A 10604-nucleotide genomic window follows, 5' to 3' on the forward strand; every position below is an offset into this window, starting at 1 on the left:
GCGGGCATTCGAGGAGGGCGGGCCACCGTCCGCCGCGGATGACCACGGGCGGGAGATGGCCGCGGTTGATCCAGGTCAGCAGCCCGGTGCGGAGATCGAGGTCGGCCAGGACGCCGGTGGCGAACCGGTCGTGGCCGAACTGCTCGCCCACGGCCTCCTCGACCGCGTGGCTGACCTCGGTGAGGGTGGCCTCCTGCCGTCGCCGGTTGCGTGAAGCGGCCATGGCCAGGCTGACGGTCAGCCCGGCCGCTGTGTCGTGGCCCATGGCGTCGAAGAGGGAGAGGTGGGCGACGTCACCGGCGAGCGCGTAGTCGAAGGCGTCCCCGGCGATCCGGTACGCCGGTTCCATCACCGCGCTGATCCTGACCCGGTCGTCCGCGAAGAAGCGGGGCGGCATCAGCGTCCACTGCATCTCGGCCACGACGTTCATCAGCCGGACCCGCGTCAGCCGGGAGTACGAATCGCTGTTGGTCCGCTTGGACGCCACCGTCAGCCCGACCACGGACGCCAGGGCCTGCATGGCCTCGTCCGCGCGCGGGCTCCGGTCCACCGGGCCGGCGGAGCCGGGGCCCGCGTCGAAGCCCAGCACGCCCAGCCGCTGCGTACCGTCCAGCACGGGCAGCCAGCGCTGCCGGCCGTCGGGGGACGACACGGCGCGGACGCTCTGGTACGCGCGTCCGGCCAGGGTCCCCTCGATCCGTGTCTCCAGGCCGCCCTCCCCAGCGTCCCGGCCCCGGCCCGTGACCTCCCGCAGGACGTCCTCCTGGAGGTCGGCGAGGAAGATGCGGGCACGGCCGAGTCCTGCGGTGGCGGCATGGCGGGCCACGAGGCCGGGCAAAGCGTCGAAGTCCGTCACGTGGCTCTCCCGCAGGAGGCCGGTCAGCATGGTGGCGATGTCGTGGGAAGACGTCATGCCCGACCTCTCCGGTGGACGGCTGCCCGAGCCCGTTGACTGTCGCCGTGTGGGTACCGGCGATCGAGCGGTACGCACAGGGGTACCCCACCCGGGACATTTCAGCGCGGGTCGGGCACGGCAATCGGGTTCGCGCCGCCCGGGGCCCGTCCTGCCCGCCGTCAAGCCCGCAGCCGCCCTGTCCGCAGCCGCCCTACCGCCGGGGCAGACGGCGCCCCGGAGGAACGCCGAGACACGCGGAGAAGCGCGGAGGTCCGGGAGGCAGGTCCCCTACGCGTAGTCCTGGCTGGTCTTCTTCCCCTCGTGTTCCTCTTCCGGATCTTCCTCCGCGTGCATGCGCTCACGCCGGGCCGTGAACGGGTCTTCTTCCGCCTTTTCGACCCGCTCCCCCTGTTCCTCGCTCTCCCTCTTCAGCTCCTCGGCCGCCCGCTCGGGGTCGTGCCGCTTTCCGGATTCCGCCATGGCGCTCTCCTTGCCTCGGGTCCGACTGTCGCCCGGCCCGCGGTGACACGGTCGCGTCGGCAGGCCGGCGACATCACCACGCCCCGAGTGCCCGGCGACCGGTGCCGGCATGCCGTCCCCGGATCATCGGTGGGGAATGCCTACGGAACTGATCTCGTGCGCCGTCCGAGAGGCTCCGGACGAGTGCGCGGCGGTGCGAGGCGTCGGAATCCCGCGACGGGGCCCCGCCGTGGTGCGACGGGGCCCCAGGATCGCACCGGTCTCAGTGCGGGCGTGCCGTGCTCACTGCACCACCGACCACACGAAGGTGGCCGTACCCGACACCCCCCTCGTGTCCTTGGCCGTCACCGTCACCGTGTAGGACCCGAGGGTGCCCGCGGAGCCGGAGACCGTGCCGTCGGACGCCATGGTGATGCCCGGCGGCAGCCCGCTCGCGGTGAAGGAGAGGCTCTGCGTGGCGTCGGAGTCCACCGCCTGCACGGTGAACGACGCCGTCGCGCCCTTCGGGCTGCTGTAGCCGAAGGGGTTGACCACGCCGACCGTCTCGGCGCCCGGCACGCCCGAGTTCGGTGTGACGTTCGCGCTGACCGCCGTGTTGGCCTGCGAGACGCCCGCTCCCGAGGTGCCCGCGGCGACCTGCCCTGTCAGGGTGTGGGGCAGGCTGGTCGAGCCGGACAGCGGCAGGCTGTCGGAGGAGTCGCCCACCTTGATCGAGTACGTCCCGGCGGGGGCCTCCCACTGGTTGTCCGCGGCCGAGAAGGAGGCCAGGTCGTGGACGGTCAGCGGGAAGGTGACCGTGGAGCTCTGCCCCGGGTCGAGGGAGACCCGCTGGAAGCCGTGCAACTGCTGCGGAGGGTCCGCGCTCGCGGCCGGATCGCCGACATACAGCTGCGCCACGTCCGCGCCGGCCACCGACCCGGTGTTGGTGACGGTGGCGGTCACCGTGGCCGTGCCGTCGGCCGTGAAGGCGCCGACGGCGAGGTGGGAGTACGAGAACTTCGTGTACGACAGCCCGAAGCCGAACGGGAAGGCGGGGGTGATGTTCTGGGACTGGTACCAGCGGTAGCCGATGTTCACGCCCTCGCTGTAGACCGGCCCGGTCGGGGTGCCCGGCCACTGCGCGGTGGTCTGCGCCGGGACCTGGCTCAGGCTGCCGGGGAAGGTGACCGGCAGCTTGCCGGACGGATTGGCGGTGCCGAAGATCAGCGCGGCCGTGGCGGCGCCGGTCTCCCCTCCGCCGTACCAGTTCTCGAATACGCCCGCGACGTTGTCCAGCCACGGCATGACCACCGGAGAGCCGCTGTTGACCACCACGATGGTGTGCGGGTTCGCCGCGGCCACGTCGTTGATCATCGTCTCGTCCGCGCTGGAGAGGTCGAGCGTCTTCAGGTCGCTCTCCTCGCCCTCCGGGGCGCTGACATAGACGATCGCGTCGGTGGCGGCCTGGGCGGCGGCCACCGCTTGCGGAATGTTCGCGGTGCCGTTGTTGTCACCCTCGGTGTAGGTGACCTTGACGTTCGGGCCGACCGCGTTCTGGACGCCGGTGAGCGGCCAGACCGTGTTCGCGCTGTTGACGCTGCCGCTGCCGCCGCCGCCGAGTTCGACGCCGGCGCCGCCGTCGGTGCCGATCACCGCGATGGAGCCGGTCATCTGCGGATCGAGCGGCAGCAGGCCGTTGTTCTTCAACAGCACGGTGCCCTCTTCACCGAGCTTCAGCGCGGTCTCCTGGTGCGCCGCGCTGGTGACCGTGGCGGACAGCGAGCCGGTCCCCGGGTTGTCGAACAGGCCGAAGGCGAACATCTGGGTGAGGACCCGGGCCACGATCGCGTTCAGAGTGGCCTGCTTCAGCGTGCCGGCCGCCAGGGCGGCGGATATGTCGCTCGCGTCGGAGAACGGCATCGCTATGTCCATGCCGCCCTGGGCGTCCGCGACGGCGTTGCCCGCCGCGCCCCAGTCGGAGACGACGAAGCCGCCGTAGTCCGCCTCGTCGTCGAGCCCGCGCTGCAACAGGTCCGCGCTCGCACAGGACGGGGCTCCGTTCACCACGGCGTACGAGCACATGACCGAGCCGGGCGCCGACTGCTTGATGGCGGTCTGGAAGGGCGCCAGGTAGAGCTCTTCGAGCGCCTTCTGGCTGACCGTCTCGTTGTCGCCGCCGTTGGGGTACTGCTCCTGGTCGTACGCGGCGGCGTGCTTGACCTCGGCCATCACGCCCTGGCTCTGGAGCCCGGCGACCTCCGCCGAGGTGATGCGGCCGGCCAGGTACGGGTCTTCGCCGTAGGTCTCGTAGGTCCGGCCCCATCGCGGGTCGCGGACCAGGTTGGTCGTCGGGCCGAGTGCGATGTTGGCGCCCTTGCCTGCGAACTCGGCGCCCTTGGCCGTGCCTTCCTGCTGGATCAGTGCCGGGTCCCAGGTCGCGGCCGCGTTCTCGCCGTCGGGGAAGGCGGTCACACCGCCATTTCCGTCACCGACGCCGGACGGGCCGTCTTCGAGGTTCAGTGACGGGATGCACAGGTTCGGGATGCCGGCGACATGGCCGATGTACCCCGAAGTGCCGTCGCCCGAGGCCAGCGTGACCTCTTCGGACCGGTCCATGGTGGTGAGCACCTGCTGGACCCGCTGGGCGACGGGTGCGGTGGAGCCGACCCACGGGCAGACGCCGTTGCCGCCGTCGCCGTCGCCTCCGGTGACGGGCGCGGTGGACGTCTTGCCGTAGACGTCGAGTTCGAAGAGCGAGTCGCCGAACTGGGTGGCGCGCGCGGTGGCGTACACCCGGACGTAGCGGGCGGTCGCGGAGACGGTCAGCGTCTCGCTCCCGCCGGTGCCCGCCGTCGTGGAGTAGACCGACGTCCAGGCCGCGTTGTCGTTGGACACCTGGACCTGGAACGCCTGCGCGTACGCGGCCTCCCAGAGCAGTTCCACACCGCAGATCTGCTGCTGGGCGCCGAGGTCGACCTCCAGCCACTGCGGGTCCGCGGCGGCGCTGGACCAGCGGGTGCCGGGGTCGCCGTCGGTGGCGTCGGCCGCCGGGTAGGCGGTGGCGTCCTGTGTCGAGGAGGCGGTGGTCGGCCGGTCGAGCGCGAGGTCCTGGATGCCGCAGTACTGGTTCGGACCGGTGCCGCCGACCCCGCCGCCACCGCCGCCTCGACCGCTGCCCTTCGTGAAGGACATGGCGTGGAAGTTCCAGCCGTTGGTGTCCTGTTCGACGGTCAGCGTCTGGCGGCCGGCCGGCAGGATGACGGAGGCGGTGACCGTGGTCCAGGTCTCGTAGCCGCCGGTGTTCGGGACGGCGACCGCTCCGGACAGGTTGGTGCCGGAGGAGTCGGCTATGTGGAGTGCGTCGGTGATGCCGTAGGGCGAGGCGAGCCGGAAGGCGACGCTGTAGCTGCCGGCGGCGGAGACGTTCACGGTGTACTTGAACCACTGGCCCGGCGTCGTCCAGCCCATGTCGTACCCGCCGCCGGCCCCGCTGGTCTCCTGCGTGTCCGCGGTGGTTTCGAGGTCCACACCGTCGGCGCGGTAGCTGTTCGCACTGCCGCCGGCGGAGGCGACGCTGTAGGCGACGCCCTGGCCGCCGGTGTCGTAGTTCGCGGCCTGGACGGTACCGGGCACGGCGGCCGGTGTCCCGCCGAAGGGCGCGCTGTCGGCCGCGTGCGCCGAGGTGGACACACCGGCAAGTGACAGGCCGGACAGGGCCGTGGCCACGAGCAGCACGCGTAACGTGGGCCGGCGGCGGGGCCGCCGGGGTCTGCCACGCGCTGGCGCCGGCGGGCGCGGGAGGTGAAGCAGCCTCATCGTTTTCTCTTTCCGTCGTCTCTCGGCTGTCGGAAACCCTCTCGGACGCCGGAACGCCCGGCACAAGCCGGCAGCGGCGGTTCGACCCGCCGCCTGACGTCCCGGCAGTCACGAAGAGTGTCCCGTGGAACGGCCCGACGGGATGAGAGAGCGCTCTCCAAGGTTGCGTCAAAACGTCGCGGCGCCCTGGAGCGGCGGGCGCCGACGCCACTCCTGTGCGGGCGACCGCGCGTCCGGTGGCACCGTAGTCCGGTGGCACCGGAACCGAAGAGCGCCGCGGCCCCGCCCGCGGGCGGGGGGTCGCGGGCGAGGCGCGGCGGCCAGACCGCATGCGGGCAGGAATGCCGCAGGCCGACCGCTCGCGACCAGTGCCCGCGGCACCCCCTCAGGGCCCGCCGCGGTCTGCCTTCCGTAGCGGCTGTCCCCTCGCACCCGTCCTCGTACGCGTCCGGCGGTGTACCTCCCGCGGCGGCTAACCCCGGTAGGCCTCCAGCAGTCGCAGCCACACCTCACTGATCGTCGGGTACGCGGGGACCGCGTGCCACAGGCGGTCCATGGGGACCTCGCCCGCCACCGCGATGCTCGCCGAGTGCAGCATCTCGCCTGCGCCGGGGCCCGCGAAGGTGACGCCCACCAGCACCTCGCGGTCCAGGTCGACGATCATGCGGGCCCGGCCCGTGTAGCCCGCGGCGTACAGCGCGGCGCCCGCGACCGCGCCCATGTCCTGGTCCACGGCCCGTACCCGCAGACCCGCCTGCTCGGCCTGGGCCAGGGTGAGGCCGACGGAACCGATCTCCGGGTCGGTGAAGACCACCTGGGTCATGGCGGAGCGGTCGGCGGTCGCCACGTGCATGCCCCAGCGGTCGGTCTCCAGCAGCGGCACGCCCTGGGCCCGCGCGGCGATGACGGCGCCCGCGACCCGTGCCTGGTACTTGCCCTGGTGGGTGAGGAGGGCCCGGTGGTTGATGTCGCCCACCGCGTAGAGCCAGTCGAAGCCGTCGACGCGCAGGGTGTCGTCGACGTCCAGCCACGATCCGGGCGTGAGGCCGACGGTCTCCAGGCCGAGGTCGTCGCTGGACGGCGCGCGCCCCGTCGCGAAGAGGATCTCGTCGGCCTCGACGCGTTCGCCGGACTCCAGGACGACCGTGACGGGGCCCTCGCCGCCGTCGCGCTCGATGGCAGCCGCCGCCGAGTTCGTCCTGATGACGGCGCCGGCCTCGGTCAGCGCGTCGGCCACCAGCTCGCCGGCGAAGGGCTCCATGCCGGGCAGCGGCCTGGTGCCCCGGATGAGCAGCGTCACCTGGGAGCCGAGCGCCTGGTAGGCCGTGGCCATCTCGCTGCCGACGACGCCCGCGCCGACGATCACGAGCCGGCCCGGTACGTGCTGCGCGCTGGTCGCCTCGCGGCTCGCCCAGGGCTTGGCCCGCGCGGCTCCCGGCAGGTCCGGCACGAGCGCCCTGGTCCCGGTGCACACGGCGACGGCGTGCCGTGCCGTGAGGACGACCTCCTCGCCCTCCGGGGTGGTCACCGAGACCCGCTTCGGGCCCGCGAGCCTGCCGCGGCCCCTGTACAGGGCCGTGCCGGTGCCCTCCACCCAGGCGACCTGGCCGTCGTCCTTCCAGTGCGAGGTGAAGTCGTCGCGGTTGGCGAACACCGCAGGCACGTCCAGCGGACCCTCCACCGCGGACCGCAGCCCGGGCACCCGGCGCGCGTCGGCACGCGCGATCACCGGCCTCAGCAGCGCCTTGCTCGGCATGCACGCCCAGTACGAGCACTCGCCGCCCACCAGCTCGCTCTCCACGATCGCGGCGCTCAGGCCCGCGGCGCGAGCCCGGTCCGCCACGTTCTCCCCGACCGGTCCCGCACCCACGACGACGACGTCGTATTCCATTGCTTCCGTCATGCGCTCAGTCTGCTGCGGCCGGGTCGGCATGGCCACACGATCACCGGGAAGGGGCCGCAGGAATACGGTCGCGATGCACGCCGTTGTGCGGAGTCGGCTGCACCGGTAACAGGAAGAGGTAATCAGGCCATGGCCACGATGGAACTCACGAAGGAGAACTTCGACCAAACCGTGTCGGAGAACGACTTCCTCCTCATCGACTTCTGGGCTTCCTGGTGCGGTCCCTGCCGCCAGTTCGCGCCGGTCTATGAGAAGGCGTCGGAGCGCCACGAAGACCTGGTCTTCGCGAAGGTCGACACGGAGGCCCAGCAGGAGCTGGCCGCCGCGTTCGACATCAGTTCGATTCCCACTCTCATGATCGTCCGGGACAATGTGGCGGTCTTCGCCCAGCCGGGCGCCCTGCCGGAGGCGGCTCTGGAGGACGTGATCGGCCAGGCCAGGGCGCTGGACATGGACGAGGTCCGCAAGTCCATCGCCGAGGCGGAGGCGAAGGACGGCGCGGGGAGCGCCGAGTAGGCCACTGGCGGCCCGTACCACGCAGCGACGCCACGACCCGGCGGCCACCCGCGCCGGACCCCTTCGGGGGCTCCGGTGAGCACGGGTGACCGGCGGGGCCGCGGCGCGTCGCACCACCCTGGGCGCGTGCGGCGTCCGGCATCCCCGCGGTCACGCCCTCAGCCGTGCGAAGGCGCTTGTAGGGGATGGCGAGCGGCCCGCGTGCGCTCGGCCGTGCCCCGCGGGCGTCCGCCCGCCTACGGTCCGCCCGCGTCGGCGGGCGGACGTGTCACGGAAGCGGGAGGCCCGTGTACTGGGCCGCGAATTCCGCCGCCGCGTCGCGTGAGGCCGCGATGCGGTGCAGCCGGGTCAGCTCCATCCGCCGGTCGAAGTCGCTCTGGCCGGGCGGGACATGGAGCATCGTCGTCATGTCGTACGAGAACCGGGTGGCCTGCCATACGCGGTGCAGCGCGGCGCGCGGGTACGCGTCGAGCAGGGCGGTGGACCCGGTGCGGTGGAGCGCCTCGAAGGCCCGGCCGAGGAGGCGCACGTCGGAGACCGCGAGATTGAGGCCCTTGGCTCCCGTGGGCGGCACGATGTGCGCGGCGTCGCCCGCGAGGAGCAGCCGTCCGTGGCGCAGCGGTTCCCCGACGAAGCTGCGCATGGGGGTGACGGTCTTGGCGGTGACCGGCCCGCGGTTCAGGGTCCAGCCGGGTCCCGCGCCCTCGGAGAGGCGCGCGTCGAGCTCGTCCCAGATCCGCTCGTCGGGCCAGTCGGCCGGGTCGGTGCCGTTCGGCACCTGGAGGTAGAGCCGGGAGACTGTGGGCGAGCGCATGCTCAGCAGCGCGAAGCCGCCCGCGCCCCGCGCGTAGACCAGCTCAGGGCTTGAGGGGGCGACGTCGGCGAGGATGCCGAGCCAGGAGAAGGGGTAGCCGCGCTCGTACGTGGTGCGCTGCGCGGCCGGGACCGCGGCGCGCGCCACGCCGTGGAAGCCGTCGCAGCCGACGGCCCAGTCGCACTCCAGCGTGGCCTCGCGGCCCTGGTGCCGGTAGCGGATCGCGGGCTTCCCGCTCTCGGCCCCCGCCACGGCGAGGGCCTCCGCGCCGAACAGCAGCGGCGGTCCGTCCGCGAGGTGCAGCGCGACGAGGTCCTTGACGATTTCGGTCTGCGCGTAGACCGTGACCGTACGGCCGGTCAGCGCGGGGAAGTCGACACGGTGGGACGTGCCGTCGAAGCGCAGCTCGATGCCGTGGTGTTCGAGGCCCTCGGCGTCCAGCCGGGCGCCGGCGCCCACGGCGCGCAGCGCGTCGACCGTGCCCTGTTCGAGCATGCCGGCCCGCTGGCGCGCCTCGATGTGGGCGCGGTCGCGGCTCTCCAGGACGACACAGTCGATGCCCGCGAGGTGCAGCTGCCGGGCGAGCAGCAGTCCCGCCGGGCCTGCGCCGATGATCCCCACGGTCGTCCGCATGGCGAGGGGCCGCCCTTCCGTCAGCGTTCCAGGACGAGGGCGAGGCCCTGCCCGACGCCGATGCACAGGGCGGCGAGACCGGTGCCGGAGCCCGCCGCCGCGAGCTGGTGGGCGACGGAGCCCGCGATGCGCGCGCCGGACGCGCCGAGCGGGTGCCCGATCGCGATGGCGCCGCCTCTCGGGTTGACGATCGACGGGTCGAGGCCGGGCCACTCGGCGAGGCAGCCGAGCGCCTGCGCCGCGAACGCCTCGTTCAGTTCGAAGGTGGTGAGGTCCGCGAAGGTCTTGCCCGCCTTCTTCAGGGCGCGCTGTACGGCTTCGACGGGGCCGAGCCCGAACAGGTTCGGCTCGATGCCGGTGACGGCGGAGGTCCTGATCCTGGCCAGCGGTTCGCGGCCGGTCTCCCGCAGGCCGTCCTCGTCGACGAGGAGCAGCGCGGCGGCGCCGTCGTTGAGCGGCGAGGAGTTGCCCGCGGTGACGCGGCCGGTGCCGTCGGTGCGGAAGGAAGGCTTCAGTTTGGCGAGCGTCTCCATCGAGCCGCCGTCGCGGATGCATTCGTCCCGGGTGAGGCCGGTGCCGGGGAAGGCGACGACCTCGCCCGCCTCGCCGCTGTAAAGCCCGGCACTCCACGCCGCGGCGGCCTTGCGGTGGCTCTCCAGCGCGAACGCGTCCTGCTGCTCGCGGGTGATGCCGTGCTTGTCGGCGATCTGCTCGGCGCTCTCGCCGAGGGCGACGGTCCACTCGGCGGGCAGCCGGGGGTTGGTCATGCGCCAGCCGAGCGTGGTGGACCACAGCTGCTGGTGCCCGGCGGGGAAGGCGCGCTCCGGCTTCTGCATCACCCAGGGCGCGCGGCTCATCGACTCGACGCCGCCCGCGAGGACCACCGACGCGTCGCCGAGGGCGATGGCGCGGGCGGCCTGGATGACGGCTTCGAGGCCGGAGCCGCAGAGGCGGTTGACGGTCACACCGGGCACGGAGACGGGCAGGCCCGCGAGCAGGGCCGCCATACGGGCCACGTTCCTGTTGTCCTCGCCCGCGCCGTTGGCGTCACCGAGCACGACATCGTCGACGCGGGCGGGGTCGAGCGCGGGCGTGCGGTCCACGAGGGACTTCAGCACGTGCGCGGCCAGGTCGTCGGGGCGTACGGAGGCGAGGGCGCCCCCGAACCTGCCGATGTGGGTGCGGACGGCGTCGACGACATAGACATCGCGCAGGCTCATGGATCTCGTCTCTCTCCCGCGACCGGGGGTTGTGCGGGTGGGCGGGCAGACGGCGTGTGCGCTGTGCGCACACCTGTTCACGCCTGCCCTTGGGCTTTTGAGTCTCTGCCCCGCGCCGTGCGGTGTCAACGTCCCGTGGCGCGGGGCCTGGTGGAGGGATCTGGTGGAGGTCCCGCGCCCCCGGGGCCCTACGGTCGTGCCCATGACGCCCTACTCCGACGTACACGACCAAGCCGAACGCGACGTGGCGGGCCGCGGCGGCCCGGCGGCGCCCCCCCCCGCGGGCCCCCCCGCGGGGGGGCGGGGGCGCCCCGCGTACTACCCCCCGCACCACCGCGACCCCCATCC

General features: G+C 72.9%; 7 protein-coding genes. 1 reads left to right on the forward strand and 6 read right to left on the reverse strand.

Features of this window, described 5'->3' with window-relative positions; all coding sequences use genetic code 11:
• The 4 genes from LCE31_RS21545 to LCE31_RS21560 all read right to left on the reverse strand — a co-directional run.
• Positions 1–913 (reverse strand): PP2C family protein-serine/threonine phosphatase (locus LCE31_RS21545; RefSeq protein WP_225016600.1); only part of this gene is annotated, 913 nt, incomplete at its 3' end.
• A gap of 270 nt (positions 914–1183) precedes the next feature.
• Positions 1184–1375, reverse strand: coding sequence for a hypothetical protein (locus LCE31_RS21550; protein ID WP_225016602.1), 192 nt, complete (start codon positions 1373–1375; stop codon positions 1184–1186).
• 282 nt (positions 1376–1657) lie between these two features.
• Positions 1658–5089, reverse strand: a complete 3432-nt coding sequence (locus LCE31_RS21555; protein ID WP_225016604.1) for a glycoside hydrolase family 3 C-terminal domain-containing protein — start codon at positions 5087–5089, stop codon at positions 1658–1660.
• A gap of 553 nt (positions 5090–5642) precedes the next feature.
• Positions 5643–7073, reverse strand: coding sequence for a dihydrolipoyl dehydrogenase family protein (locus tag LCE31_RS21560; RefSeq protein WP_225016606.1), 1431 nt, complete (start codon positions 7071–7073; stop codon positions 5643–5645).
• A gap of 129 nt (positions 7074–7202) precedes the next feature.
• On the opposite strand from LCE31_RS21560, the gene trxA reads away from it, so the two are divergent.
• Complete coding sequence (gene trxA / locus LCE31_RS21565) at positions 7203–7589, forward strand: thioredoxin (protein WP_225016608.1); 387 nt, start codon at positions 7203–7205, stop codon at positions 7587–7589.
• Positions 7590–7857: 268 nt separating this feature from the next.
• On the opposite strand, the gene LCE31_RS21570 is transcribed toward trxA, so the two are convergent.
• Both LCE31_RS21570 and LCE31_RS21575 read right to left on the reverse strand, forming a co-directional pair.
• The gene (locus LCE31_RS21570; protein WP_225016610.1) at positions 7858–9036 is read right to left on the reverse strand and encodes a 4-hydroxybenzoate 3-monooxygenase; all 1179 of its coding nucleotides are present in this window, start codon (positions 9034–9036) and stop codon (positions 7858–7860) included.
• A 20-nt stretch (positions 9037–9056) separates the two neighbouring features.
• The gene (locus LCE31_RS21575; protein WP_225016612.1) at positions 9057–10256 is read right to left on the reverse strand and encodes a thiolase family protein; all 1200 of its coding nucleotides are present in this window, start codon (positions 10254–10256) and stop codon (positions 9057–9059) included.
• Between the last annotated feature and the right edge of the window lie 348 nt (positions 10257–10604).

Source organism: Streptomyces sp. 8L, from assembly GCF_020176795.1.
Classification (GTDB): domain Bacteria; phylum Actinomycetota; class Actinomycetes; order Streptomycetales; family Streptomycetaceae; genus Streptomyces.